Below are 23,879 nucleotides of genomic sequence, written 5' to 3'. Positions count from 1 at the left end.
TCCTCTCGTGTCGCGATGGGGGGTACGAGGGGGTTACGCCTCGTCGTCTTCCGGCTCGTTGCGCACGTGGAGGACCACGGTGGTGGGTGGTTCGTTCTCACCCCAGCCGATCTTCAGGACGACGTCCTCCTCCGCCTTGCCCGCCTGCACGGCGGGGAAGGCGACCTGGCCGGTCCAGTCCGTCTCGATGACGCATTCGCGGCGGCCGTCGAGGAACGTCGCCTCCTGGGAGACGATCCGGCAGGTGAGCGGGATTCCCGGGGTCGGGCTGGCGTCGGCCATGAATTCGGCGACGAGGGGAACTTCGGCCACGGAGCCCGGGATGATGCTCTTGACCGGCTGGATCAGCATCTGGGTCTTGCCGAAAGAGGACTTGCCCTCGGTCTCGATCGGGTACTTGCCGATCTTGTTCGTCTTGCGGTTGGTGTACCAGATGACCTGGCTCGTCTCGTCGATGCAGATCCCGTAAGCCTCGCTGCCCGAGGGCAGTGAGGGGGTGGGGACGGGGGGACGGGAGACGTCCTTCTCGAAACAGTAGATCTTGTCGGTTCCGGCCACCCAGATGTTGCCGTCGGGGCCGAATGCCAACTGACGTGGCTCACCGTTGATGGTGGAGCTCGTTTTCCACGACCTGTTCTTGATGTCGTACCGCAGGATCTGATTGGGATTACGCGCGCTGATCCAGAGGTACGGATTCTTGTCCGTGCCGTCCTGGATGAGGCCGGAGATGACGTGAATGGGCACCTGGCTGCCGCCGCTCGGGAGCGGGATTCGCCTCCATTGCGCGCCCTCGTCGGCCGGGGTGAACCAGTACAGGCCGTTGGTCTTCCTGTAGGGCCTGTCATGTGCCTGCCCGGTGACCCAGTAGGTGTACTTCGTCGGCGTATCCGGGTCGTTGACGGTGGCCGCCACGGACCAGAGCCATGTGTTGAATTCGTCGGTACCCGTGGGGATCGAGTGGTAATTCGCGCCGTCCTGGCCGACCTCGACGAAGCCCACGTTGGTGTGCACGGGCTCGGCGAACAGGATGTAGTCCTTGACCGGGGCCGACGGACTGTCGCTGGTCTTGAACCGTACGCTGGTGATGGTCTGCGCGCGGGCGTCGTCCTGGAGGTTGTGCTTGTTGATGATCTTGCGTCGGTCGATGTCGAACTCGTAGATGGGGTCGTAATCCTGCGGGCCCGCCGGCGAGGCGAACCAGACGACCTTCCGGTCCGTCGGATCCTTGATGATTCCGGCGGTGTACTGCGGAACGAGGTCGGTGTGCGCGGTCTGCGCGGTCGGATCGCTCCTGCTGATCTGCACGAGGGCGTTGTTGTCGGTCGTCACCCACAACCAGCGGCGGCCGTCGGTGCCGGTCGGGCCGACGGTAATGGAGTGGGGTACCCGGGTGCCGCCGGACTGGTCGATCGGGAATTCGGTGATGGGCATGTGCGATCCTCCGGATCCGTTCCGATTGCGGTTCACGGCTGTTCGCGTCGCACCGCACCGTCGCCGGTGAAATGACGTGCTGGACAGTGCCGGAAGCACTTGCCAGAACAGCGGTGCGTGGAAACCGATGCTAGCGGCTCGGCTGCACCCGTCAACAGACCGCAAGAGCACAGGGGTTCACGCCTTCTGGCCACTTCGCCGGATGTGCTCAGTGGGCGTGCCCTTCGCCGAAGAGATGGAGTTCAACATTCCGTATTCGGTCGTGCGGGAAACGTTTTTTCGCGGGAGTGCCGACCGCGTGGCGAGAATTCGCCGGTTGCCCATTGCGTGAAGAAATGCGATCGGTCAGTCTTCGGGCATCGCCGCGAGAGGGTGAGGAATCATGCGCCGGAGCGATCGCGTTCACTTGGGCGAGCATTCCCCCGGGCCGTCACGGCGGTCCGCGGCGACGGAATCCCCGTCACCTCTGAGGGCCGTGGCGGCGTTGCAGCCCCGGGCGGGGAACGCGGCCGTCAGCAGGCTGATCGGCGGCGCGCCACCCGCGCCGCTCGTCGTCCAGCGCATGGTCCGGCCCGCGCGCACGGCCACGTTCGGCCGCTGGGAGAACGAGGTCGTGTGGGAGGGGCCCGACTGGGGCACCTTCGACCGCACCGGCGGCGGCCGGTCGGTGCACGTCACGCTGGGGCCGGGGTCGCGGGCCCCGGAGCGCAGCTACGGCGGCTCACCGCCCGACCCCAAGGAGTGCACGGTCGTCAACGCCCTCATCGCCCGGGACGGCGGAGGCTGGGTCCGCGGGCACCTCTGGAACGACCACCTCGGCGGACCCGGCACGTCGTGCAACCTCACACCCATGACGTCTGCGACGAACAGCCAGTTCAACAGGGGCTTCGAGGAACCGCTCAAGAAGATGCTGTGGGCCTGCATGCGGTACGCACAGGACAACCCGACGGCCGATCACTGGTATGGGGTGCGCTTCCACGTAACGGCCGAGGGGCGACGGTCGAACGCGAAGGGCGATCCGGACTACCACGTGGCGGACGGGTTCGACCACACGGCGCGCTACGTCAAGAAGGACAAGCGAACCGGCACACTGACGCCTGCCGGGACGACCGTGCCGGTCCCCTCAGGCTTTCCCGCCGAACTTCTCTGACCGGGATGTCCCTCGTCCGCCGCCCTCACCCGGCGGCGAACCGCGCCACCGCCTCCTCCACCGGCCGGCAGAACACGTGCCTCTCCAGGGCCCACTCGGGGCCGTTCTCCCCGCGCATCCGGGGCGGACGCCCGCCGTCCTCCGGCCAGTCGAGGAGGTCCCGCACCACGTGCACCGACCAGTCGGGACGCCCGCCCAGGCAGCCGTTGTTGGACCCGACGGCCAGGCCGTTCCCCAGCGACAGCATCACATGGCACAGGTCCGGCGGCCCGTCCGCCGTGAGCCTGCGGAAGACACCCACCACGTACCCGGCGGGAATGGCGGGCGAACGGGTCTTCGCATCCCGGGGGCTCACGAGATTCCGCAGCGCTCCCGCCACGTCGTGCGGCCACGCCTCGTACGCCGCCGGGCTGACGACTCCCGCCAGACGCAGCGCGTACGCGACGGAGTCGAAGCAGATCCTGCCGCTCAGCAGGCGCCGCTCCTCCGGGGAAGGCGAGAGGGCCTTCCGCAGGACGGCCTCCCGCACCGTCTTCGGTCCCGCGGCGGCCGCCGGTGCCTTGGACGCGGGAGTCTGCTGCGGGCCTTGCGCAAAGGCGAACATGACGACGTCCTCCCATGGGGGCGGGTGCGGCTCCCTCTACTCTGCCCCGGGCGGAAGCCGCACCAACACGGCGGGGCGGCCGTCCGGCACACCTTCCGCGCACATCCCGAAGGAAGGCCACACGGAGAGAGTCCCGCCATGCGTGCGCACCGCCCTGCCAGTGACGCCGGTCCCATCGAGAAGAAGGCTGCGGCACGCGCCGTCCCGGTCTCGCCGCCGCTGTCGCCGGATGGCCTCCTCGCCCGGCAGCGCGCCGCCGGGAACGCGGCCGTCGCCCGCCACGTCCAACAGGCCCTCGCTTCCCCGGGACGCCCCCTCGCCGATCGGCTGCGGTCGGAGATGGAGGCCCGCCTCGGCGCCGACTTCTCCGACGTGCGGCTGCACTCCGACGCCACCGCCAGGCGCTCCGCCGCCGAACTGGGCGCCCGTGCCTACACCTCCGGCGACCACGTCGTCATCGGGGACGGCCCGGTGGACGAGCACACCCTCGCCCACGAGCTCACCCCCGTCGTCCAGCAGCGGCAGGGCCCGGTCGTCGGCACCGACAACGGGGCGGGGCTCCGGATCGGCCATCCGCACGACCGCGACGAACGCGCCGCCGAGGAGAACGCGCTCCGGGCGACGAGCGGGCCGACACCGCCACTCGGCGGGACCATCGACGCGGCGGTCCCGTCCGGTCGGCACGCCACCTCCTTCACCGTACAGAGGGTGATCCACCAGGAAGCCAGCTACGCCGTGGAGGCGGGCGGCAGGACCTCCCTCACCAATCGCGGCGACATCGACGTCGAGGAGCACGGCGGCGAGACCTGTGTCCGCGTCTACCAGACGGTCTTCGCGCCGGTCATGAGTGCCGGCCGTCACAAGGACGTGCACCAGCAGGGCGACGGGGCCGTCGACTTCCGCAACCAAGAGGGTTCCGCCTGGCTCAACATGGGCCGTCCCCGGCGGTCGATGCACTGCATGCGCACCTATCAGGGCCAGAAGAACCGCGCGGCCTCCGAGCGGCTCCGGCGCACCCACGGCGCAGACCACGTCACTGGTGCGGTCCTTCCTCGTCCCCCCTGGAGACCTACCGGCAGGTGACCGGCCACGCGGTCAGCGAGCAGCAGATCAATTCCACCCACGACCCCAAGAACCTCAACCAGAGCACGGACAAGGCGAAGGACTCCGACCAGTACGAGGATCCGCGGCACGTGGATGGCACAGGTAGCCGCCACGGCGGTCGAACTCCCGCCGGATCACGGCCGCCCGGGCCGAGCTGAAGCGGATGTCCGGTCAGTCGGCGGTCGACGACAGCGCCATCGACTGGGCGGGGCTGCGCGACCGGGTGCTGCGGGCGATGAACTACGCGGGGATGCCCGCCGTGCTCGCCGAGGTCTACAACGAGGCCAGCGCGCAGCGGGACGACGACGCCTTCCCGGCCCGGGACCTTGAGATCAGGCAATAGACCCTGCTCTTCGGCCCGCGCCGGGACACGCTCGCCCGGATACCGGCGGATCGGCAAGCGGTTCGTGGACGTGGGGTGGGGGCCGCAGGACCCCTTCGGCCAGTAGCAGCCCCGCCCCGGCCCGGCCGCGCCGGGGAACGGCCGAGTCCGCCGCGCTGCGTCGGACAAGGCGGGGACCGGCCACTTCCGTGACGCACCGAAGCCGTGCACCTCACCGTGGCCGAAACGTGGTCCGCGCCCGGGGCGGCTCTGCCGTCCGGGCCACGCGTTCCACTTCCGGCACACGGTCACCCCGGGGCAGGGGGGATGACAAAGGGCCAATGATCATATTCCATGATCAGTACAAATATTGGCCGAATTGCGCCACTCCCGATCACTTACGGACTGCGTTTGAGGATATGTAGGTTGACATCGCCCGCACGTCACCCGCATGTCGACCGAACCGTCACGACAGCACCGTCACGACAGCACAGTCACGGGGGAACGGGAATGAAAGTGATCGTCATCGACGAGGAGCACATATCCAGGTCCGGACTCGTCTCCATCCTGCGGTCGGCCCCCGGGCTGTCCGTGGTCGGGGACTCCGCCACGAGCCGCGCCCTCCCCGGCATGGCCGAGACCCTGCGCCCCGATGTGGTGGTGCTGAACGTCAGCCGTATGAGCCCGCAGGCCGCCGCCGCCTTCCTGGAGCCGGGGATCTCCGAACTCGCCGAGCGGCTGGGGCTCGTTCTGCTGCACTCCGCCGGGGTGGCCGCCCCGACGCTGCACCGGTGCTGCCCGGCCGTGCGCGGTCTGCTCGCCTCCTGCGCGCCGGCGACGGTGCTCGTTCATGCCGTCTCCCTCGTGGGTGGCGGGGGCGTCGCCGTCTACCCGGCCGCCCCCGTCGACCGGCACGGGGCCGGTCGCCCGGCCCCGCCGCCGGTCTCCGTCACCGGGCTGACCCCCCAGGAGCGGACCGCCCTGGCCCATCTGCCCCGGGGGCTGGGCAACGCCGAGATCGCGGAAGCCATGCACGTCTCCGAGGCCAGTGTGAAGAAGTACCTCTCGCAAGCCATGCGGAAGATCGGTGCCCGCAACCGCGTGGAGGCGGGCGTCTTCGCCGACCGCCACCTGACGGTCTCGTCGAACTCCTCAAAGGGCGGTCAGGGCGGCCTCGTCGACGTCGGCCGGCTTCATGGTGACCACGAAGAGGGCGACGACGAGGGACGTGAGGCTGAGTGCCACGGCCACCAGGCCCACCCGGTCCATGCCCTGAACTAGCTCGGCCGGCCCGTGCACCCCTCCGGTCACGGCCGTGAACACGGCGACCAGGCCCGCCAGCCCCAGCGAACCGCCCACCTGCTGGGTGACGTTGAGCACGCCCGACGCCGCCCCCGCGTCCTGTCCCGGTACCCGGGACAGGGCCAGGACGGTCAGCGGCGGGAACAGGCAGCCCATGGAGGCACCGAAGATCACGCCCGGCCCGAACACGCCCGTCAGGTAGCCGGAGGACAGGGAGACCTGGGAGAGCCACAGGAAGCTGACGGTCGACAGCAGGGCACCCGCGATGAGGAACGGCCGCGGCCCCGTCCTCCGGATGAACGCCGAGGACACCTGCGCGACGATGCCGATCGCCATGGCCACGGGGAAGAAGGCGAACCCGGCCCGCAACGCGCTGTACTCCAGCACCTCCTGCACGAACTGCGTCAGGAAGAAGAAGAACCCGATCACCGACGCACCCGTACAGGCCATGATGACCAGCGCCCCCGCCCGGTCGCGCACGGTGAACAGGCCCACCGGGGTGAGCGGGTGCCGCCGGCGCCGCTCCAGCAGCACGAACGCCGGGAGCAGCACCGCGGCGGCGACGAACGCGACCGGCGCGGCCCAGGAGGAGGACCCGGTGTCCGACTCGGTGGTCGCCAGCCCGTAGACCAGCGCCGTCACCCCCAGGGCCGAGGTCAGCGCGCCGGCCACGTCGAAGGACTGGCGCTGCGGCGCGGAGCCGCGCAGGAACAGCGGCGCGAGCAGGGCGACGGCCGCGCCGATGGGGATGTTGACGAAGAAGACCCAGCGCCACGACAGCCACGAGGTGAGGAGGCCGCCGGCCAGCAGGCCCACCGCGGCACCCGCGCCGGAGACGGCCGCGAACGTGCCCAGCGCCTTGTTGCGCGCCTCGCCCTCCTCGAAGTTGGAGCTGATCATCGCCAGTGCGGTGGGCGAGATGCCGGCCGCACAGGCACCCTGCAGGGCGCGGGCGGCGATCAGCCAGCCGACGGAGGGCGCGAGGCCGCACAGCAGGGAGGCCAGGACGAACAGCGTGCACGCGGCGATGAACACCCGCCGGCGGCCGAGCACGTCACCGGTGCGGCCACCGAGCAGCAGGAGCCCGCCGAACGCCAGGGTGTAGGCGTTCACCACCCAGGACAGGCCGACGGTGTCCATGTCCAGGGCGGCTTGCATGCTCGGCAGCGCGATGTTCACGATCGTCGCGTCCAGCACGACCATGATCTGCGCGGTGGCGATCAGCAGCAGGGCGATACCGGGCCGGTGCCGCCGGGACGCCTCGGGGGCGCTCTCGACGGGGGGCCGGGATACGGACGTCATTCGGGGGACCTCCAGGACCTCCAGCGGAACGTAAGAGACGCACGCGTCTCCTCAGGGAACGGTACCGTCTCTTGTGTTCCGCCGTTAGTCTTTTCCGTGCTTCAAGGGCCCGGAGCCCCGACGGCCCGGCAGCCCCGGGCGCCCGTCCGCGAGAGGTGAGCGAGTGATGTCAGCCAGCACCGGCCGGACGGCCGCCGGGACCGGACGGCAGATACGGCGGTACGGCGCCGAACTCCAGGCGGCCATCTTCGAGGCCGTCGTCGGCCAGCTGTACGAGCACGGCTACCAGGGCGTGACGATGGAGGGCGTGGCCGCGGCCGCGCAGACCGGCAAGGCCGTCCTCTACCGGCGCTGGGCCGGCAAGGACGACCTCGTGCTGGACGCGCTGCGGCACTTCGCGGGCGACCCCGGCAAGGCCCCCGACACCGGTTCGGTCCGCGACGACCTGGTCGATCTGCTCCAGCGCATGGCCGCCTCGACGACCACCCCCACGGGTTCCGCCGTGCGCATGCTGCTGGCCGGGACCCGGCAGGACCCCGAGTTCGTCCGCATGGTCCGCGAGAAAGTGCTGCGGCCGCGCACCGAACTCATCGCCGAGGTGCTCGACCGCGCCGTCGCCCGGGGCCAGGCACGCCCGGGCACGTCCTCACCCCTCGTCGCCCGGACCGGCCCCGCCCTCGTCCTCCACCACCTGGCCAGCGAGGACGCCGTCATCTCGCGGGAGGAGATCGAGCGGATCGTGGACGAGGTCCTCATGCCGCTGATCTCCCCCCGCTGAGCGCCGCCGCCGGCTAGGGCCCGCCCGGCCCGCCCGGCCCGCCCGGCCCGCCCGGCCCGCCCGGCCCGCCCGGCCCCGCGTCCCCCGGCCACTCCCGGCCCCGGGCCCACTCCTCGAAGGAGTGCCAGCCCACCTCCGGGACGCGCCGGTGCAGCCCCGGCACGTCCACTCCGTAGCCCTCGTTCGCCAGCCACCGGAACATCGCGGCGATGTCGGCGCCCAGCATCCGCGGGTCCGGCTCCAGCGGCCGGTAGGTGACGGGCCGACCGGTCACCCGGCCGAGCACCTCGGCCGCCCGCTCCCCGGTGAGCTCGTCACCGGCGATCTCGAACCGCCGCCCCAGCGACGACGCGGGATGCTCCACGACCCACCGCACGAACTGCCCGATGTCCTCCAGGCAGACCTGCTGCAGCGGCCGGTCCGGCGGCAGCGGCGAGGCCAGGACCCGGCCGCCGGTGGCCGCGAGCGACGGCCTGGGGTTCTCCATGAAGAACACCGGGGCCACGACCGTGAACGGCAGACCGCTCGACCGGAGCGCCTCCTCCAGCCGCCACTTGCTGTCGAAGTGCGGGACGCCGGTGTCGCGGTCGCAGGACGCCACCGAGGCCAGCACCGTGTGCGCCCGCCCCGCCGCCAGGATTCCCTCCAGCGCGGCCAGCCCCGCCCGTACCTCCTGCTCCGGGCCCCCGTCCAGGCCGGTGACCAGGAACGCGGCCGCGCACCCCTTCGCCGCGGCCGCCACCGACGCGGGATCGGTCAGGTCACCGCGCACCACCTCCACCCCGCGCGAGGCCAGGTACGTGGCGCGCGCCCCCTCCGGCGACCGGGTCATGCCCCGCACCCGGTGGCCGGCCCGGCGCAGCGCCTTGGTGACGGCGCCCCCCTGACGCCCCGTCGCCCCGGTCACCAGGACGACGGGATCCTCCACCGGGCCGGCGCCGGGTCCCCGGTCACCCATGGGAGTCCACGACCTCGAAGGTGCGTGCCGGCGCCGCGTCGTCCCGGTGCCGGCGCAACGGCGCGGTGGCGTCGTGGCGGCCGTCGGTCTCGAACGCCCGCAGGGCCTCCAGCCCGCTCCACCGGCTCAGCACGGCGTAACGCCGCGGGTCGTCGACGTCCCGCAGCAGGGCGTTGAACGCCAGCCCCGGCGTGCCCGCCAGTTCGCCGCTGATGCCCCGGTAGGTGCCCAGTACGTCCTCGGCGTGCTCGGCGCTCGCCGGGACCAGCACGTACACCTCGGCGTCGGCGGGCCGCGCCACGGGTGCCACAGTCCTGCGGACGACGTAGGTACGCATGGAGACGTCCTTGCGGTACGGCGCGAGCAGGCTCCGGTGGCCCTGGTGGGCCTCGCTGCGCTCGAACGCGCGGAAGGACTCCTCGTCCTGCCAGTCGCTCACGATCTCGTAGCGCTCCGGGTCGCCGGTGTCGGCCACCAGCCACTGTCCGCGGTTGGCCGGCTGGGTGCGGACGTCGGCGGCGATCCTCGACCACGTCTGCTCGAACTCCGGCGCGGTGCCGGGGCGCAGTTGCAGGGAGACGACGGCACGGAAGGTGGCGGGCTGCACGGAGTGTCCCATCAGATGCCTCCGTTGACGAGGAGTGTGGTGCCGCTGACGTAGCGCGCGGCGTCGCTGAGGAGGAAGAGCACGGGGCCGGCCACCTCCGCGGGGTCGCCCAGCCGGCCCAGCGAGGTGAGCTGCTCGTAGTGCTTGCGTTTCTCGGGTGTCATGCCGGAGGCCATGTCGGTCTCGATCAGGCCGGGCGCGACGAGGTTGACCCGGTGGCCCTGGGGGCCGAGTTCCTTGCAGAGGCTGCGGACGAGGCCGCTCAGCCCGGCCTTGGCGGCGGTGTAGTGCGCGCCGTACGGCATGCCGGCGGTGGCCACCGCGGAGCCGACGACGACGAGGGACGCCCCGTCGGTGAGCAGCGGGAGGGTCTTCTGCAGCACCAGGTGGGCGCCGGTGAGGTTGGTGGCCAGCACGCGCTGCCACTCCTCCAGCGGCAGCCGGCCGTAGGGGTGGTGGCTGATCACCCCTGCGCTGACCACGACGCCGTCGAGCCCGCCGAGCCGGTCGCGGCACACGGCGGCCATCTCGTCGACGGCTGCGGGGTCGGCGGTGTCGCCCCGTACCGTGTGCGGGACCGGGTCACCGGGGCCGAGCTCCTCGGCGAGCGTCGAGGCCGCGCGGGCGTCGCTGTGGTACGCGGCCACCACCCGGGCGCCCGCCCGCGCGGCGGCCAGGGTCACGGCCCGCCCGATGCCGCGGGTGCCCCCGGTCACCAGGATCCGGCGCCCCCGCAGCGGCAGCGGGGCCCGCGGCAGCGCACGGGCCATGCCCTCGACGCGGTCGCGGATGCGGTCCATCTGGACGGTGGTGTTGGTGTTGATGCGGCGTGTCATCGCCTCGTCGTCCAGGGGGGCGCCGGGCTTCATGGCGAAGTCCTGGCGCCAGGTCATGCGCACTCCGGAGCCGGTCTGCTCGTACGTCCAGTGGATGTCCATGTGGGCGAACGGGCCGGTCTCCACGCGCCGGGCCCGTACCGTGCGGGACACCTCGTCGGTCGTCCGCTCGGACACCCACGACCAGCGGGTGCCGTTCTCGTCGGGGCGCATGGTCAGCCGGAACCGCACGGTCGCGCCGTCGCGTTCGAGGATCTCGACGCTCTCGTACTCGCTGAACAGCCAGGTCCACGACTCCAGGTCGTTGGTCATCCGCCAGACGAGGTCCATGGGGGCGTCGATGACGACGCTGTTGAGGGTGTGGCCCACGGTGGTCACGAGACCTCCTGGGAGAGGGCGTCGAGCTCGCGGACGAATTCGTTGGGCGTGTGCACCCGGCCGAGGAAACCGTCCGGCAGCTCGGTCCCGTGGCCGTTGCGCAGGACCGCCTCGACCTCCAGCAGTGCCAGGGAGTCCAGCCCCAGCTCCTCGAAGGGCGCGTCGCCCGCGTCGTCGCCGGCCTCCTGCAGTTCCGCGCCGCAGGTGGCCAGCACCCGCAGCAGTTCGTCGAGAGTGATCGGTGTCGCCATGGCGTCAAGGGGTCCTTCCGTGTTCTTGGGCGTTCTTTCCGCTTCCTGTGTCAGCGCGACAGCACGCAGGCCGAGACGAAACCCCCCTCTCCGCGGGCCAGGACGAGGACGTTCCGCAGCCGTGCCGGCCGGGTCCGCAGGACCAGGTCGAGGCGGTGGTGCGCGGCCGGCCGCCGTACCCCTGCGGTGGGCGGCAGGACCTGGTCGCGCAGCGCGAGCAGGGCGGCGGCCACGTCCAGGGCCGCGCCTCCGGCGTAGAGCCGGCCGGTCATGGTCTTGGGCGCCGTGACGGGGACGCCGTGGGGCCCGAAGACATCGGCGAGTACCCGCGACTCGTCGGCGTCGGCCCCGGGCCGGGCGCTCGCGTCGGCGAACACCGCGTCGACGTGCGCCGGGGGCAGCCCCGCGTCGTCGAGGGCCAGGCGCACCACCCTGTCCAGCACGCGGCGGCCGGCGCCGTCCGGCGCGAACCCCGCGGCGTGGCCCGCCAGCCTGCCGTACCGGTGGGGCGCCCCGCGTTCCCCCGCCGCACGCGGGTGCTCCAGTACGAACATCGCCCCGCCCTCGCCGGGCACCCAGCCGGCGGCCCGCTCGTCGAAGGGGAGGTAGGCGCGTGCCGGGTCCCGTGCCGGTGACAGCGTGCCCGTCGGGAGCTGGCAGGTGACGGCGTACGGGGACAGCGGCGCCTCGGTGCCGCCGGTGAGCACCGCGCGGTGCCCCTCCCGCAGCGCGCGCCGGGCCTGCGCCAGGGCGTCGAGGCCGCCGGCCTGCTCGGCCACGAGCACCGAGCAGGATCCCTTGAAGCCGTGCCGGATCGACGCCTGGCCGGTGGTGGCCGCGTAGAACCATCCGATGGACTGGTAGACGGACACCTGGCCGGGGCCCTGGTGCCACAGCTTCTGGATCTCCCGCTGGCCCAGTTCGTTGCCGCCGGAGGAGCTGGCCGTCATGACGCAGACCTCGTACGGGTCCCAGCCGGCCGCCCCGGCGTGCGCGTCGGCGAGGGCCCACCCGGCGGCGACCAGGCCCATCCGGGTCCACCGGTCGGTCTCGGCCAGGACCCGGGCGGGCAGGTGGGGCGTGGCGTCGAAGCCGGTGACGTGTCCGGCGACGTGCAGGTCGTAGCCGTCGGTGTCGAACCCGGTGAGCGGTCCGAGGCCGCTCCTGCCCTCCAGGGTGGCCCGCCAGTACTCCTCGGTGCCCGTGCCGTTGGGCGCGACGACGCCGATGCCGGTGAAGACGGGGGCGTCGTCGGTGGTGTCGACGGTGCTCGTGCTCATGCCGCCAGTGCCTCCGGGGTGGCCAGGACCATGGCGCTCTGGAACCCGCCGAACCCGCTGCCCACGCACAGCGCGGTGTCCACCCGCCGGCGGCGGGCGGTGAGCGGGACGTAGTCCAGGTCGCACTCCGGGTCGGGGGTGCGGAGGTTGGCCGTCGGCGGGACGAGGTCGTGCGTGATGGTCAGGGCGCAGGCCGCGATCTCGATGGCGCCGATCGCGCCGAGCGAGTGCCCGATCATGGACTTGATCGAGCTGACCGGCACCCGGTACGCGTGCTCGCCCAGCGACTTCTTGAAGGCCGCCGTCTCATGCCGGTCGTTCTGCCGGGTGCCCGAGCCGTGGGCGTTGACGTAGTCGACGGCCTCCGGGGCCAGCCCGGACTGCCGCAGCGCCACGCGGATGGCCTCGGCCATCTCCTCCCCGTCGGGTCGCAGGCCGGTCATGTGGAAGGCGTTGGCCCGGCCGGCCCGGCCGGCGATCACGCAGTACGGCACGACGCCCCGGGCCCGGGCGTGTGCGAGCTCCTCCAGGACGAAGAAGGCCGCGCCCTCGCCGAGCACGAAGCCGTCCCGCTCCCGGTCGAAGGGCCGGGAGGCGGTCGCGGGGCTGTCGTTGCCGGCCGAGGTGGCCCGGATGGCGTCGAAGCAGGCCACGGTGATCGGCGAGATGGGTGCCTCGGTGGCCCCGGTCACCGCGGCGTCGGCCGTGCCGTCCTCGATGAGGGCGGCGGCGTGGGCGACGGCGTCGAGCCCGGAGGTGCAGCCGGTGGAGATCACGGCGGCGGGCCCCTCGGCGCCCGCGTACCGGGCCACCTCGGCGGCGAAGGAGCCGGGTACGAGCGCGTCGTAGAGGAAGGACACCGCCCGGGCCGGGTCGACGGCCCACCGCTCACCGCGCGAGCTGACGCGCACGTACTGCTCCTCCAGCGTGCAGGTGGCCCCCACGGCCGTGCCCACGCTCACCGTCATCCGCTCCGGGGGCAGTTGGCCCGGGGCGAGGCCGGCGTCGTCGAGGGCCTCCCGCGCGCAGGCGAGGGCGAACTGGGCGGCCCGGTCGAGGCGCGTGCGCTCGTACGGGCCGAGGCCGACGTCCTCCGGCACGAAGTCCGCCTCGGCCGCGATCCTCGACCGGAATCCCGACGCGTCGAAGTGCGTGATGCCGCGGGTCGCGGTCCGGCCCGAGGTGATCAGTTCCCAGAAGTCCTTCGTGCCGACTCCGCCGGGGGCGACGACCCCGATGCCGGTGACGGCCGCCAGTCGCCGCCTCACCCGGTCACCCCGGGGGCCGGCTCGGTGTCCACGTGGCCCAGCTCGGGACGGGGGGCCAGCGGCGACAGGTGGAAGACGAGGAAGGCGTCGGTGTCCCCGGCGTTCTCCAGCCGGTGCCGGACGCCGATGGGGATGAACACCCCGTGTCCGGCGACCACCGTGTGCGGCACGTCGTCCAGGCGGAACCGCACGGTGCCGCGCACCAGGTGGACGAACTCCTCGGAGTAGGGGTGGTAGTGCTCGGTGACGGCCTCGCCCGGCGCGAGGCTGAGCACCCCCATGAAGCCGGAGGTGGATCCGACGGTGCCGGGCGACAGGACCGTGCGCAGGTCACCGCCGCGGCGGCGGTTCGCCGGCACCTCCGAGGCGCTGATCACACAGGCGGCCGGGGGACTGTCCGTCACGGTGCTTCTCCTTCGGTGCGTGGTGGGGGCCGGATCGCCCGGGAGCTGGGGCCCCGCCCGGGGCGGGGCGCAGCGGAAGATCGTCGCCAGCAGTTCGGCGGCCGAGGCCATGTCGGCCAGGAGGGGCCGGCCCGTGGCGCGGGGCGCCCGGCGGTATGCGGGCGGGAAGCGGTGGGCGGTCACGTGGAGGGTGGCGCGTAGTGGTAGAAGTGGTGCGCCATCGCGTCCCGGGGCTCCTTCCAGTCCGGCAGGTAGGGCGTGATGTGGCGGGCCAGCCGCTCGTTGAGCGCGGCGAACTCCTCCGTGGCGCGCGCCCGGTCCAGCCGCGCGCCGACGTCCTCGCGCGTCTCCAGCAGGTGGAAGTACAGCCCGTGGTACGAGAACAGGTCGCGGCGCAGGACGCCCACGAGGTCCGGCAGCGGCCCCCGGTCCGACTGGGCGAACAGGTCCCGGACGGACGGCTCGTCGCGGGGGTCCATCCGGGCCACGATCAGGGTGCGATGCGTCATGCCGGTACCTCCGCGCTGTCTCGTCCCGGGCCGGAGGGCGCCGGGGGTGACAGCAGGACCGGCAGGCTGCGCAGGCCGCGGAAGGCCACCCCGCCGGGCAGGAAGCGGAGTTCGTCCCACGTCACGTCGAGCGCGGGCGTGGGGAACCTGCGGAGAATTCCGTTCAGGGCCGCCCGTATCTCCAGCCGGGCCAGCGAGGCGCCGATGCAGTAATGCCGTCCGTGGCCGAAGGAGAGGTGACCGGAATGGCCGCGTTCGGCATCGAAGACCTCGGGGTCGGAGAACTGCCGGGGGTCACGGTTGGCCGCCGCGATGACAATGGTGACCATGGACCCGCGCGGAATGGTGACATCCCCGATCTCGATGTCCTCCCGGGCGAAACGGAAGGTGGCCACTTCGGCGGATCCGTCGTAGCGGAGGCATTCCTCCATCACCGCGTCGACCTTTTCCGGGTGTTCGCGCAGGGTCCGGTACCGCCCGGGTTCCCGGAGCAGGGTGAGCATGCTGTTGGCTATCTGGAGTGCGGTGCTCTCGTGGCCCGCGAACATCAGCAGGAAGACGGTGGAGACGAGTTCGTCCTCGGTGAGCGAGTCTCCCTCGTCCCGCACGGCGATCAGTGCGTCCAGCAGTCCGTCGGCGGGCTCGTCCAGTTTGTCGGCGGGCTCGTCCCGGCGCCGGGCGATCAGCGCGCGCAGGTAGGCGTTGAGCTGCTTCTGCGCCGCGCCGGCCGCCTCCCGGCCCTCCTCGGTGAAGCCGGCCGCGCCCAGCTTGGAGCTCCATTCGCGGAGCCTGCCGCGGTCCTCGGCCGGGATGCCCAGCAGCTCGCAGATGACGGAGACGGTCAGCGGGTAGGCGAACTCCTGGAGCAAGTCGGTGCGGCCGTGCGGGTCCAGGCCGTCGAGCAGCTCGTCCACCAGCTCCTCGATGCGGGGCCGCAGCCGCTCGACGCGCGGGGCCGTGAAGGCTTTGGCGACCAGGCGGCGCAGCCGGGTGTGGTCGGGCGGGTCACAGTTGATCATGTTCTGGTCCAGCGCCATGGCGGACTCCTCGGTCTCCCCGAAGACCGCCAGGTACAGGTCGCCCGCCTGCCGCATGTCCTTGCTCAGCCGGTCGTCGGCCAGCGCCTCGCGGGCCTCCTTGTGCCGCGTGATCCACCACACTTCGGTGCCGTCCGGCCGCTTCACACAGGTCACCGGGGACTTCTCCCGCAGCGGCGCATAGACGGAGTAGGGGTCCGCGTCGAATTCGGGTGTGAACATTCCGGATTCGGGGACGTCGGTCTGGCTCACGGTGCTCCCTCGGGTTCGGTGCCCGGACCGCCGGCGAAGGCGTCCGGGCGGTGTCCGGTGCACGCCTCGACCCGGGCAAGGTATTCGGCCGCCCGGCGGCGCTTCAAGACACCGACCGGATAGTCCGCAAGGTCCGCACGGGCGCAGCGGAATATCCCCGCGGATAACCGCCCTACCCGGTCGAGTAATTCGCAGGGAAATCCTTGACCGGCCCGCCGGGCCCCCGGCAGGGTTGGCCAGGATTTTCCTTCCACGGCACACCGGAACGTGCCGATCCCGTACCGGAATCGAGGATTTCCATGACGGATGCGAGCCCGAAATTCGCGGCGGTGACCTGGAACGTGAAGCCCGGCACCGAGGAGGAGGTGGCGGAGATCCTGCGGGCCGGCGGCCGGCCCGACTCCTTCGAGATCACCCGGCCCGACGGCAGCCCGGCAGGCCGGCTGCTGGCCACCGCCATCTTCATGCGGGGCAACCAGATCGTGCGCGTCGTGCAGTACGAGGGCGAACCGGAGGCCCTCATGCGGCACATGGCGACCCAGCCGGCCGTGCAGAAGGTCGAGGCGCTCCTCGACCCGTACCTGGAGAAGCCCCGGCCCACCGAGAGCCCGGAGGGCTTCCGGCAGTTCTTCCTCGACAGCACCATGCGGTGCCTCCAGGTCCGGTACGCGGACCGGCCGCTGTGACCGGGCCGGGGAAGGAGAACACAGCGGTGGAGAAGAGCATCGCCTGTCTGGGAACCGGCGTCATGGGATCGGCCATGGCGGAACGGCTCCTGTCCCAGGGGTACGCGGTCACCGTGAGCAACCGCACCGCCGGCAAGGCCCGCGTGACCTCCGGCGACCGCTCCGCGACCGTGGCCCCCACTCCCGCGGCGGCGGTGGCCGACCACCGGACCGTCCTGCTCGCCCTGAGCGACGACGAGGCGGAGGAGTCCGTGCTCTTCGGCCCGGGCGGAGCGGCCGAGGCCATGAAGCCGGGCACGTACGTGATCGACACCTCGACCGTCTCGCCGCCCTACGCCCGCTCGTCGGGCCGGCGGCTGCGGGAGCGGGGCGTGCACCGCGTGGAGGCGTGCCTGATCGGCAACGCCGAGCATGCCCGCACCGGTCAGCTGCGCATCCTCGTCGCCGGCGAACCCGAAGACGTGCGGCGGGCCCAGGAGATCCTCGGCCTGCTGTCGAAATCGCTGCTGCGGCTCGGCGGCACCGGAGAGGCGGCGGCGGTGAAGCTGGCGTTCAACTCGCTGCTGGGCGCCCAGCTCGTCGCGGTCGCCGAGGCCGTGCACTACGCGGAGCGCGTGGGCATCGACCCCGCCACGATGCTCACCGCCATCGCCGAGAGCGGCTACTCCTCTCCCGTCCTGTCCTTCCGCTGCCGCCTGATGTGCGACGGCACCTACGACCCGCCCGCCTTCCGCACCGCCCTCATGGCCAAGGACCTGAGGATGATGGCGGAGGAGACCCGGGACGCCGGGGTCCGCGCGCCGCTGCTGGACGTCGCGGCGAGCCGGTTCGCGGACATGGGCCGGGACGGGCGCGGCGAGCTGGACGCGGCGGCCGTCCTCGAACAGCAGCGGGGCGACGGCACCCTCGTCCCGCGCGTCCCCCGGGAGCCCTCGTGACCACCCACCCCGCACCGCCGGCAGGACCGGCGGGCATCATGGCCATCGCCACCGCCTTCAGCCGGGCCCGTGCCCTGCACGCGGCCGTCGAGCTGGACCTGTTCACCGTGCTCGACGCCGGGAGCCTCACGGCACAGGAGCTGCACGCCCGCTGCGGGCTCCACCCGCGCGGCGCCGCCGACTTCCTCGACCTGCTCACCGTGCTCGGGCTGCTGGAACGCGACGGCGACCGCTACCGCAACGGGCCGGCCGCCACCGAGTACCTCGTCCGGGGCAGGCCCCGCTACCTGGGCGACCTGGTCCGGCTCCAGTCCGAGGACCTCTACCCGCGCTGGCTGCACCTGGCCGAGGCGCTGCGGGACGGCAGGCCCCGCTCCGGCACCCCGGGTCAGGACGAGATCTTCGGCGAGGAGTACCACTCCGAGCGGGCCCGCTGGTTCCACGACGCGATGGACGGCGCCGGCAGCTCCGTCCTGCGTGAACTGCCCCGCCTGCTGCCGTGGCAGGACGTCAAGCACGTGGTGGACCTCGGCGGAGCCCGGGGCACGGCGGCCGCCGGGCTCCTCCGGGCGCACCCGCACCTGACCGCCACGGTGTTCGACCTGCCGCAGCTGGAGCCGCTGTTCGACGAACACATGCGGCGGCTGGGCACGACCGGCGGCACCGCCTTCCGGGCGGGTGACTTCTTCCGCGATCCGCTGCCCGCCTGCGACTGCGTCGTGATCGGCCACGTCCTGCACAACTGGGGCGCCCCGGAACGCGCGCTGCTCGTCGCCCGCGCGTACGAGGCGTTGCGTCCCGGCGGGTACCTGCTGGTGTACGACCCGATGATCGACGACGGGCGGACGACCGCGCCCCAGCTGGTGCTCAGCCTGAACATGCTGATGATGACCCCGACCGGCTCGGAGTACACACGGAGCGCGTGCCGGGAGTGGGCCGTTGCGGCCGGTTTCGAGGACATCGCCATGAGCGTCGTCCCGGCCAGCGGCGACACGGTCCTGACGGCACGGAAGCCGCCTGCCGTCTAGTGCTGTGACCGGGAGCAAACTCGTCGATCACCCGGTGGGGGACTCCTTTCGGCGAAGGAGACATGGAAGGAGTCCCCGGACCCGAACAGCTCCGGACCGAGGGCCGAACCCGTGCCGGGATCAAGCCGCTGCAGAAGCCTGACCGCGGCTGGCGACAGCCCTTCCCTGCCTGAGAGGATCACCTGGACCTTACGGATGAATGCAGGGGTTGGGACAACCATGACCGTTTTGGTGCTGCTCGGCCTCCTGGCACTCGCTGTCGGTGGGTGCACATGCGTGGTGTGGGCGGAGCGTGGCGGCCCTCGCTGGGTCCGCGTCGTGGCCACCGTCACCCTTGCTGCCGGCGAGCTGGTGCGCCGCTCCGGCAAGAGCCGGAACCGGAACCGGACCACCGGCGACGGTGACTAGCGGAGGGGCGAGCGTTGGGCTTCGGAACAGCGTCGGACGGCAGGTGGGCGGCCGACGCCCGCTGCCGGGGCTCGCTACCGACGCCCGCTACCGGGGCAGGGTGACCGCCCGGCCGGAGACCCGTACACGGGCGTCGGCGGGGTCCACGTCGACGACGAGGTCGCTGGGGCGGCCCATGTCCTCGCCCTGGCGGATACGGATCGTCATGGGCCGGCGGATCTGGCCGGTCGCCCGCAGGTAGCCGCCCAGCGCGGCGGCCGCCGCCCCGGTGGCCGGATCTTCCACGACGCCGCCCACCGGGAAGGGATCGCGGGCGTGGAAGAGCTGCTCGTTCTCCCGGTGGACCAGTTGCACGGTGGTCCACCCCCGGGACCGCATGAGGTCGGCCAAGGCGTCGAAGTCGTAGGAGAGATCGGTCAGTCGCGCGCGGGAGGCCACGGCCACGACGAGGTGCTCGTTTCCGCCGTAGGCGACGTGCGGTGGCAGCGCCGGGTCGAGGTCCGCACGGGCCCAGCCCAGGGCGGCGAGTGCCGCGTCCAGTTCGGCGTCCCCGGCCGGCAGGGAGCGGGTGGGCGCGCTGGTGAGGGTGGCCCGGACCGCACCCTGCCCGTCGGTGGACGTCGCCACCGGGATCTCGCCCACCTCCGTGTCGAACGTCAGCTCGCCGGGGCCGAGGCGTTCGGCGAGGGCCACCGCGGTGGCGACGGTGGCGTGACCGCAGAACGCGACCTCGGCCAGGGGGCTGAAGAACCGGAGCCGAAAGCGCCGCGCCGCCGCGTCGGCCTCGGTGACGAAGGCGGTTTCGGAGTAACCCACGCGGGCGGCGATCTCCAGCATCGCGGCTTCGTCGAGCCGGGCGGCGTCGAGGACGACACCTGCGGGGTTCCCGCCCGCGGGGTCGGCGGTGAAGGCGGCGTAGCGCAGAACCTCGGTGGCGGAATCAGGGGTGAGGACATCGGTGGTCATGGCCCAACTCTCCCTCACCGAAAGGAATCGGCACAAGTGATGGATTCTGATGTGAGGTATCTATGCATCCGATGGCTTCTCCTATGCTGTGCCACGTGGACACCCGACTCCTGCGCACCTTCACCACCGTCGTCAGAACCCGGAGCTTCACCGCGACGGCCGCCGAGCTGCACCTCGCCCAGTCGACGGTCACAGCCCAAGTCCAGGCCCTGGAGAAGGAGCTGGGCACCCGGCTCTTCGACCGGCTGCCTCGGGGCGTGGCGGTCACCGAGGCCGGCAGGCGCCTGCTGGGCGAGGCGGAGAGCGTGCTGGACGCGGAGTCACGGCTGCGCGCGGCGGCCGCCGCCGACGGGCCGCCCGTCGGCCGGGTCGTCGTCGGAGCGGGCGAGACGCTCTGCTCGGCCCGGCTGCCCGGTGTCATCGCCGCCCTGCGCCGGCTCCACCCCGGTCTCGAAGTCGACCTGTGGCCCGCGGGAACCGCCGAGGCTCTGGACGGCCTGCGCGCCGGCCGGCTGGACGTCGCACTGCTGCTGGAAGACGGCGTCGACGCTCCCGACATCGACGTCGAACACCTCGTGGACGAACCGTTGGTCCTCGTCTGCGCTCCCCGGCATCCTTTCGTGCAGCGGACGGAGCCGGTCACCTGGGAGGAACTCGCGGGGGAGTCCTTCTTCCTCCACGAACAGGGCTGCTCCTACAGCGACCGGCTCGCCGACCGCCTGCTGGCGGTTCCGGGTTCCCGGACGCGGCTGACGCGCTTCGGCAGCATCGAGGCGGCTCGTTCGTGCGTGGCGGCCGGGCTCGGCCTCACCCTGCTGCCCCGCGCCACCGTCGAGGACGCGCTGCACGCCGGCCGGCTGGACGTCGTACCGGGCCCGCCGATCCCCGACGTCCCCGTCCAGCTGGCACGGCACCGCCGACGCTGGGCCTCGCCCGGAGTGCGGGCGGTGACCGACGAGCTCAAGCGGCACCTGGCGGCCGGGTGACGGCGGGTATGGGGACTGCCGCCGGGGGCGGAGGCGGACGGGCAGGGCGTGACGTCCGGTACCCGCCACGGCTCCGGCTCTGCCGGGCGAGGGCTAGCCGGCCATGTCGTGCCACGGCCGGAGCTTCTCCGGGTTGCGGACCGCCCAGATCCGGGTGACGCGCCCGTCGCAGACGTCGAACGAGGCTACGGTCATGACGACGCCGGCACGCTGGGCCACCAGGCCCGGTACACCGTTGACCGACCGTTCCAGGAGTTCGAGCCCCGGAGCCTTGTCGGCCATGGCGACCATGTACTGGGCGATGCGCGCGCCGCCCTCGACGGGGCGCAGGACGGTGCCGACCTTGCCGCCGCCGTCGGCGGTCATCACGGCGGCCGGGTCGAGGAGACCGACGAGGGCTGCGATGTCCTTGGCCTCCCATGCCTCTTTGACGTGCTTCACCACCCCGGCCTGACCGGTCGCCGTCACCGGAGCGCGCGCCACGCTCACCCGCCGCCGGGCGGAGGCCGCCAGCTGTTTGCAGGCCGCGGGGGTCCGTCCGAGGACGTCGGCGATCTCGGTGAACGGGTACCGGAAGACGTCGTGCAGGACGAACGCCACCCGCTCGGCGGGCGTCATCGACTCCAGGACGACGAGGAAGGCCATGGTCACCGACTCGTCCAGGACGATCTGATCGGCGGGGTCCGCAGGGCCGGTGGGGTTGGCGCTGCCCGCGTGGTCCCACTCGGTGCGGTCGGGCAGCGGCTCGGGCAGCCACGCGCCGACATAGCGTTCACGGCGGGCCCGCGCCGAGCGGAGCAGGTCCAGGCAGATGCGACCGGTCACCGTCGTCAGCCAGGCGCCGGGGGACAGGATCTCCTCCTGCCGGCCTCGTGGCAGCCCGTACCAGCGCGCAAAGGCATCCTGCACGGCGTCCTCGGCCTCGGTCACCGAACCGAGCAACCGGTAAGCCACATTGATCAGGTGGCGTCGCTCACCGGCTATCCCATCCGTGCTGGTTCCGGCAGTCCCCATGCTTTCGGCCGCCCTCTCGCCTTACCTTTCGCAGGCCCGCGTCGTCGGACTGGTGAGACCTTATCGACCTACTGCCCGAGGGCGGAAAAGGGGACTGTGGCATGGCCACTCAGACGACGAAGACGGCGAAGGCACAGCGCAGCTCCTCGTTCCTGCAGATCGCGATCGTCCTGCAGACCCTGACCATCTTCCTTCAGGCGGTCTCTGCCGGACTGCTGCTGACCTCGTCCTACGGAGAGACGCTGCACAGTGCCGGAGCCCGGGTGATGTACGGGGCGTCGATGCTGTACGTGCTCGCGGCGGTGCTGGCGTGGAAGCCGGGCGGCGGCTCGCCCCGGCCTGTCTGGCACGCGTCGGGTTTCCTCGTACTCGCCTCGATCCAGGTGGTGCTCGGCATCGCACACGTCCCGTCGGTCCATGTCCCCCTGGGCGTCTTGATGTTCGGTCTGAGCGTGCTGGCGCTGGCCCGTGCGATGAGGTGTCCGAGGAGCCCGATCAGCCGGGCCGAGCCGTAGGCGCCGTCGCCGGTCGGCAGAGACGGGCGCGCGTCCACCCCGTTCCGGGCCTGGCCGAGGAGCCGGCGCTGACGGGAGCCCCGGCGGGGCTCGGGTCGCGGAAGGGGCGAGTGTGGGCTAAACAGAGCACATGAGGTGTATTCCGCGCAGGCGCTCCTCATGAGGGGGGCGCCGCCCGCTCACCCCAGGGGAAGCGCCCGTGCGGTGACACGCAGGCTCGCGGCCGGAGGACTCCTCATCGCGGTGGTGTTCGCGGTCTTCCAGGTGCTCGGCTACCACAGCAATACGCTTCCCCCGGCGGACAACGACGTCTATCGCTACACGGTTCAGGCCCACAGCGCGACGGGCGCCGGTCCCGACGAAGCGGTCCGCCGGGCGGCCGCGGACTGGTGCCGATCGCGCTCCGGCAACGACACCGCCTCCCGCCGGGTCGAGGGCGCCGTCGACGCGAAGCCCGACCCCAAGGTCTACAGCGGCTGCATGGACTGGTTGACCCGCCACGACGGTACGACCGAGCGGTACAAGGAGATCTTCTACGCCCGGCCCGGCTATCCCTTCCTCGCCTCGCTGGTCGCGCCCCTCACCGGGGTATGGGCGGCGCTGTGGGTCGTCTCCCTCGCGTTCACCCTGGCGGGAGGCGCGCTGGTGATCGTCCTGATCCGGCTCGCCGGCGGCGGTGTCGGGGCCGCCTGGATCGGCGAGATCCTCTTCTTCGCCCTGCCCACCGGCGGACTGGGCGTGCAGCGGCTCACCGACGGCCCTGCCGTCACCATCACCCTGGCGGCTTTGACCGGCGCGGTCCTGCTCGCCTGCCGCCGCTCCCTGCTGCCGGGGCTCGTCACGCTGTGTGCCGCTCTCGCGTTGGGCTGCTTCGTCCGGTACTCGTCGTTCACCTTCCTCTGCGCGGTCTTGCTGGCGGCTTCGCTGGTGTGCCTGGGGCGGCGCGGCTCTCGCCATGCGGGAACCGTCGCACTCGCGGTGGCTTCCCTCGCCGGGCTCGTGGGAATCACCGTCGGAGCCCGCCTGATGGGGTGGCCGGAGGCCGCGAGCACCATGCAGGACACCTTCACCGACCACTTCAAACAACCGGACGTCGCCGATCCCGTTCACCAATTGGTCAGGCTCAACGCCGCACTCTGGTCCTACCTGCCCTGGCACAGTCAGACCGCGGCCTTCCTGCCCGTTGCCCTGTGCGGCCTGTCGCTCGCCGCCCTCTGGCGCGTCGACGCCACCGTCGCCGTCCTTGCCACGGCGGCCGCGCTCACCGGTCTCCTCAGCGTGATCGCACATCCCGTCTACGGCCAGTACGCCCGGCTTGTTCTGCCCATTTGGCTGCTTCCGGTTCTCGGGCTGCCTTTCCTGACACCCCGGAAAAGGCCGGCACAGGAGCGCACGTCACATGACGATCGCGCCGGACCGGCAGCCCAGCCAGTGGTTCGGACCTGAGGCGCGTCCGGCCCACGCCGCGGCCTTCGGCGGCTGGATCCGCCCCGTGTGACCGTCGATGGCCGGCACGGATCCCCTCACCTGTGCTGGTCGATGGTACGCATGGTGCAGTGCTGGTT

At 72.1% G+C, this 23,879-nt stretch carries 25 protein-coding genes and 3 pseudogenes; 13 read left to right on the top strand and 15 right to left on the bottom strand.

Annotated elements, in window-relative coordinates; all coding sequences use genetic code 11:
* Positions 1-33 precede the first annotated feature (33 nt).
* The gene (locus IE182_RS05635) at positions 34-1,431 is read right to left on the bottom strand and encodes an NHL repeat-containing protein (protein WP_190108508.1); all 1,398 of its coding nucleotides are present in this window, start codon (positions 1,429-1,431) and stop codon (positions 34-36) included.
* Positions 1,432-1,906: 475 nt separating this feature from the next.
* On the opposite strand from IE182_RS05635, the gene IE182_RS05630 reads away from it, so the two are divergent.
* On the top strand, positions 1,907-2,581 hold the full coding sequence (locus IE182_RS05630; RefSeq protein WP_190108507.1) for a hypothetical protein: 675 nt from the start codon (positions 1,907-1,909) through the stop codon (positions 2,579-2,581).
* A gap of 25 nt (positions 2,582-2,606) precedes the next feature.
* Here IE182_RS05630 and IE182_RS05625 read toward each other — a convergent pair whose 3' ends face one another.
* Complete coding sequence (locus IE182_RS05625) at positions 2,607-3,185, bottom strand: hypothetical protein (protein ID WP_190108506.1); 579 nt, start codon at positions 3,183-3,185, stop codon at positions 2,607-2,609.
* Positions 3,186-3,323: 138 nt separating this feature from the next.
* Between IE182_RS05625 and IE182_RS32705 the strand changes: the two genes are divergently transcribed.
* From IE182_RS32705 to IE182_RS31880, 4 genes and pseudogenes are all read left to right on the top strand, one after another.
* Positions 3,324-4,268 carry an eCIS core domain-containing protein gene (locus tag IE182_RS32705; RefSeq protein ID WP_190108505.1) on the top strand — a complete coding sequence of 315 codons (945 nt, stop codon included), beginning with the start codon at positions 3,324-3,326 and terminating at the stop codon, positions 4,266-4,268.
* Positions 4,265-4,447 (top strand): hypothetical protein, encoded by a 183-nt coding sequence (locus IE182_RS05615; RefSeq protein WP_190108504.1) that lies wholly within the window; start codon positions 4,265-4,267, stop codon positions 4,445-4,447. Before IE182_RS32705 ends, IE182_RS05615 begins: the two co-directional genes overlap by 4 nt.
* 5 nt (positions 4,448-4,452) lie before the next feature.
* The gene (locus IE182_RS05610) at positions 4,453-4,632 is read left to right on the top strand and encodes a hypothetical protein (RefSeq protein WP_190108503.1); all 180 of its coding nucleotides are present in this window, start codon (positions 4,453-4,455) and stop codon (positions 4,630-4,632) included.
* 333 nt (positions 4,633-4,965) lie between these two features.
* Positions 4,966-5,718 (top strand): annotated as a pseudogene (locus IE182_RS31880) (response regulator transcription factor); the annotation flags it as partial.
* A 45-nt stretch (positions 5,719-5,763) separates the two neighbouring features.
* Here the strand turns inward: IE182_RS31880 and IE182_RS05605 are convergent.
* On the bottom strand, positions 5,764-7,215 hold the full coding sequence (locus IE182_RS05605; RefSeq protein ID WP_190108502.1) for an MFS transporter: 1,452 nt from the start codon (positions 7,213-7,215) through the stop codon (positions 5,764-5,766).
* Positions 7,216-7,381: 166 nt separating this feature from the next.
* Here IE182_RS05605 and IE182_RS05600 point away from each other — a divergent pair, with 166 nt between their 5' ends.
* Entirely contained in the window at positions 7,382-7,993 is a 612-nt protein-coding gene (locus IE182_RS05600; RefSeq protein ID WP_190108501.1) for a TetR/AcrR family transcriptional regulator, read from the top strand.
* Positions 7,994-8,006: 13 nt separating this feature from the next.
* Here IE182_RS05600 and IE182_RS05595 read toward each other — a convergent pair whose 3' ends face one another.
* The 10 genes and pseudogenes from IE182_RS05595 to IE182_RS05550 form a co-directional block, all read right to left on the bottom strand.
* The gene (locus IE182_RS05595; RefSeq protein WP_190108500.1) at positions 8,007-8,951 is read right to left on the bottom strand and encodes an NmrA/HSCARG family protein; all 945 of its coding nucleotides are present in this window, start codon (positions 8,949-8,951) and stop codon (positions 8,007-8,009) included.
* On the bottom strand, positions 8,944-9,570 hold the full coding sequence (locus IE182_RS05590; protein WP_190108499.1) for an antibiotic biosynthesis monooxygenase family protein: 627 nt from the start codon (positions 9,568-9,570) through the stop codon (positions 8,944-8,946). The genes IE182_RS05595 and IE182_RS05590 overlap by 8 nt, the downstream gene beginning before the upstream one ends.
* Positions 9,570-10,268 (bottom strand): annotated as a pseudogene (locus tag IE182_RS05585) (SDR family NAD(P)-dependent oxidoreductase); the annotation flags it as partial. The gene IE182_RS05590 and the pseudogene IE182_RS05585, both read right to left, overlap by 1 nt.
* 33 nt (positions 10,269-10,301) lie before the next feature.
* Positions 10,302-10,763 (bottom strand): annotated as a pseudogene (locus IE182_RS05580) (SRPBCC family protein); the annotation flags it as partial.
* A 5-nt stretch (positions 10,764-10,768) separates the two neighbouring features.
* Positions 10,769-11,023, bottom strand: coding sequence for an acyl carrier protein (locus IE182_RS05575; RefSeq protein WP_190108498.1), 255 nt, complete (start codon positions 11,021-11,023; stop codon positions 10,769-10,771).
* Between the two features lie 50 nt (positions 11,024-11,073).
* Complete coding sequence (locus IE182_RS05570) at positions 11,074-12,303, bottom strand: beta-ketoacyl synthase N-terminal-like domain-containing protein (RefSeq protein WP_190108497.1); 1,230 nt, start codon at positions 12,301-12,303, stop codon at positions 11,074-11,076.
* A complete protein-coding gene (locus IE182_RS05565; RefSeq protein WP_190108496.1) occupies positions 12,300-13,571 on the bottom strand; it encodes a beta-ketoacyl-[acyl-carrier-protein] synthase family protein in 1,272 nt (423 codons plus the stop codon). The genes IE182_RS05570 and IE182_RS05565 overlap by 4 nt, the downstream gene beginning before the upstream one ends.
* Positions 13,568-13,975 (bottom strand): cupin domain-containing protein, encoded by a 408-nt coding sequence (locus IE182_RS05560; RefSeq protein WP_229844599.1) that lies wholly within the window; start codon positions 13,973-13,975, stop codon positions 13,568-13,570. Before IE182_RS05560 ends, IE182_RS05565 begins: the two co-directional genes overlap by 4 nt.
* 179 nt (positions 13,976-14,154) lie before the next feature.
* Entirely contained in the window at positions 14,155-14,484 is a 330-nt protein-coding gene (locus tag IE182_RS05555; RefSeq protein ID WP_190108495.1) for a TcmI family type II polyketide cyclase, read from the bottom strand.
* Entirely contained in the window at positions 14,481-15,773 is a 1,293-nt protein-coding gene (locus IE182_RS05550) for a cytochrome P450 family protein (protein WP_229844598.1), read from the bottom strand. The genes IE182_RS05555 and IE182_RS05550 overlap by 4 nt, the downstream gene beginning before the upstream one ends.
* Before the next feature lie 299 nt (positions 15,774-16,072).
* Between IE182_RS05550 and IE182_RS05545 the strand changes: the two genes are divergently transcribed.
* The 4 genes from IE182_RS05545 to IE182_RS05530 all read left to right on the top strand — a co-directional run bounded on the left by IE182_RS05545 (position 16,073) and on the right by IE182_RS05530 (position 18,833).
* Entirely contained in the window at positions 16,073-16,459 is a 387-nt protein-coding gene (locus IE182_RS05545; protein ID WP_190108494.1) for a SchA/CurD-like domain-containing protein, read from the top strand.
* Positions 16,460-16,485: 26 nt separating this feature from the next.
* A complete protein-coding gene (locus tag IE182_RS05540) occupies positions 16,486-17,397 on the top strand; it encodes an NAD(P)-dependent oxidoreductase (RefSeq protein WP_229844597.1) in 912 nt (303 codons plus the stop codon).
* Complete coding sequence (locus tag IE182_RS05535; protein WP_190108493.1) at positions 17,394-18,425, top strand: methyltransferase; 1,032 nt, start codon at positions 17,394-17,396, stop codon at positions 18,423-18,425. Before IE182_RS05540 ends, IE182_RS05535 begins: the two co-directional genes overlap by 4 nt.
* 219 nt (positions 18,426-18,644) lie before the next feature.
* Positions 18,645-18,833 (top strand): hypothetical protein, encoded by a 189-nt coding sequence (locus tag IE182_RS05530; RefSeq protein WP_190108492.1) that lies wholly within the window; start codon positions 18,645-18,647, stop codon positions 18,831-18,833.
* A gap of 87 nt (positions 18,834-18,920) precedes the next feature.
* Here the strand turns inward: IE182_RS05530 and IE182_RS05525 are convergent, their stop codons facing one another.
* Positions 18,921-19,799 carry a PhzF family phenazine biosynthesis isomerase gene (locus tag IE182_RS05525; protein ID WP_190108491.1) on the bottom strand — a complete coding sequence of 293 codons (879 nt, stop codon included), beginning with the start codon at positions 19,797-19,799 and terminating at the stop codon, positions 18,921-18,923.
* Between the two features lie 95 nt (positions 19,800-19,894).
* Here IE182_RS05525 and IE182_RS05520 point away from each other — a divergent pair, with 95 nt between their 5' ends.
* The gene (locus tag IE182_RS05520) at positions 19,895-20,785 is read left to right on the top strand and encodes a LysR family transcriptional regulator (RefSeq protein WP_190108490.1); all 891 of its coding nucleotides are present in this window, start codon (positions 19,895-19,897) and stop codon (positions 20,783-20,785) included.
* Positions 20,786-20,878: 93 nt separating this feature from the next.
* Here IE182_RS05520 and sigJ read toward each other — a convergent pair whose 3' ends face one another.
* Positions 20,879-21,799: an RNA polymerase sigma factor SigJ gene (gene sigJ, locus IE182_RS05515; protein WP_190108489.1), complete on the bottom strand. Its 921-nt coding sequence runs from the start codon at positions 21,797-21,799 to the stop codon at positions 20,879-20,881.
* 101 nt (positions 21,800-21,900) lie between these two features.
* On the opposite strand from sigJ, the gene IE182_RS05510 reads away from it, so the two are divergent.
* On the top strand, positions 21,901-22,314 hold the full coding sequence (locus tag IE182_RS05510) for a hypothetical protein (protein WP_190108488.1): 414 nt from the start codon (positions 21,901-21,903) through the stop codon (positions 22,312-22,314).
* A 243-nt stretch (positions 22,315-22,557) separates the two neighbouring features.
* The gene (locus IE182_RS05505) at positions 22,558-23,760 is read left to right on the top strand and encodes a hypothetical protein (protein ID WP_190108487.1); all 1,203 of its coding nucleotides are present in this window, start codon (positions 22,558-22,560) and stop codon (positions 23,758-23,760) included.
* Positions 23,761-23,879: the final 119 nt, after the last annotated feature.

It is taken from the genome of Streptomyces cinnamoneus, from assembly GCF_014650495.1.
In the GTDB taxonomy this organism is placed as follows: domain Bacteria; phylum Actinomycetota; class Actinomycetes; order Streptomycetales; family Streptomycetaceae; genus Streptomyces; species Streptomyces cinnamoneus.
This window is presented reverse-complemented; position numbering and strand designations above follow the sequence as displayed.

Coding starts and splice junctions, on each gene's coding strand:
- IE182_RS05595 (WP_190108500.1), bottom strand. CDS start 8,951: ATGGGTGACCGGGGACCCGGCGCCGGCCCGGTGGAGGATCCCGTCGTC.
- IE182_RS32705 (WP_190108505.1), top strand. CDS start 3,324: ATGCGTGCGCACCGCCCTGCCAGTGACGCCGGTCCCATCGAGAAGAAG.
- IE182_RS05570 (WP_190108497.1), bottom strand. CDS start 12,303: ATGAGCACGAGCACCGTCGACACCACCGACGACGCCCCCGTCTTCACC.
- IE182_RS05600 (WP_190108501.1), top strand. CDS start 7,382: ATGTCAGCCAGCACCGGCCGGACGGCCGCCGGGACCGGACGGCAGATA.
- IE182_RS05605 (WP_190108502.1), bottom strand. CDS start 7,215: ATGACGTCCGTATCCCGGCCCCCCGTCGAGAGCGCCCCCGAGGCGTCC.
- IE182_RS05610 (WP_190108503.1), top strand. CDS start 4,453: ATGTCCGGTCAGTCGGCGGTCGACGACAGCGCCATCGACTGGGCGGGG.
- IE182_RS05510 (WP_190108488.1), top strand. CDS start 21,901: ATGGCCACTCAGACGACGAAGACGGCGAAGGCACAGCGCAGCTCCTCG.
- IE182_RS05555 (WP_190108495.1), bottom strand. CDS start 14,484: ATGACGCATCGCACCCTGATCGTGGCCCGGATGGACCCCCGCGACGAG.
- IE182_RS05575 (WP_190108498.1), bottom strand. CDS start 11,023: ATGGCGACACCGATCACTCTCGACGAACTGCTGCGGGTGCTGGCCACC.
- IE182_RS05525 (WP_190108491.1), bottom strand. CDS start 19,799: ATGACCACCGATGTCCTCACCCCTGATTCCGCCACCGAGGTTCTGCGC.
- IE182_RS05530 (WP_190108492.1), top strand. CDS start 18,645: ATGACCGTTTTGGTGCTGCTCGGCCTCCTGGCACTCGCTGTCGGTGGG.
- sigJ (WP_190108489.1), bottom strand. CDS start 21,799: ATGGGGACTGCCGGAACCAGCACGGATGGGATAGCCGGTGAGCGACGC.
- IE182_RS05625 (WP_190108506.1), bottom strand. CDS start 3,185: ATGTTCGCCTTTGCGCAAGGCCCGCAGCAGACTCCCGCGTCCAAGGCA.
- IE182_RS05635 (WP_190108508.1), bottom strand. CDS start 1,431: ATGCCCATCACCGAATTCCCGATCGACCAGTCCGGCGGCACCCGGGTA.
- IE182_RS05545 (WP_190108494.1), top strand. CDS start 16,073: ATGACGGATGCGAGCCCGAAATTCGCGGCGGTGACCTGGAACGTGAAG.
- IE182_RS05590 (WP_190108499.1), bottom strand. CDS start 9,570: ATGGGACACTCCGTGCAGCCCGCCACCTTCCGTGCCGTCGTCTCCCTG.